Annotated in this window: 1 protein-coding gene; it reads left to right on the plus strand. The window is 69.3% G+C overall.

The annotated features are described in order from the left end of the window. A partial coding sequence (locus IE312_RS37970) for an RNA polymerase sigma factor SigF (RefSeq protein WP_189986840.1) occupies positions 1 to 777 on the plus strand: 777 nt, incomplete at its 5' end. Between the last annotated feature and the right edge of the window lie 5 nt (positions 778 to 782).

Here is a 782-nt window from a genome sequence, read left to right on the forward strand (position 1 = left end):
CAGGTGGCGCCGAAGGACGCGCGGGAGCTGTCGAAGCTGTTCTTCGACCGGCTGTCGGTGCTGGAGGAGGGCACGCCGGAGCACCAGAGCGCGCGGAACACGCTGATCGAGATGAACATGTCCCTGGTCCGCTACGCGGCCGGCCGGTTCCGCAGCCGGGGTCCGGAGGAGATGGAGGACATCGTCCAGGTCGGCATGATCGGGCTGATCAAGGCGATCGACCGGTTCGAGCTGACCCGTGAGGTGGAGTTCACCTCGTTCGCGGTGCCCTACATCGTGGGGGAGATCAAGCGGTTCTTCCGGGACACGTCGTGGGCGGTGCACGTGCCGCGCCGGCTCCAGGAGGCCCGGGTGCAGCTGGCGCGGGCCAACGAGGAGCTGCGCAGCCGGCTGGGCCGGACGCCGACGACCAGGGAGCTCTCGGAGCTGATGAGCCTGCCGGAGGACGAGGTGGTCGAGGCGCAGCTGGCGTCCAACGGCTACAAGTCGGCCTCGCTGGACGCGGCGATCAGCGGCAGCGAGGACGGCGAGGCGGCGCTGGCGGACTTCATCGGTGACGAGGACCAGGCGCTGGGTCTGGTGGAGGACTTCCACGCGCTGGCCCCGATGATCGCCGAGCTGGACGAGCGGGACCGGAAGATCATCCACTGGCGGTTCGTGGAGGAGCTGACCCAGGCCCAGATCGGTGAGCGCCTCGGTGTCTCCCAGATGCACGTCTCCCGGCTGATCACGCGGCTGCTGGCCCGCCTGCGCGAGGGCATGCTCAGCACCTCCTGAACCAC

The organism is Streptomyces capoamus (assembly GCF_014654935.1).
Lineage (GTDB): Bacteria > Actinomycetota > Actinomycetes > Streptomycetales > Streptomycetaceae > Streptomyces > Streptomyces capoamus.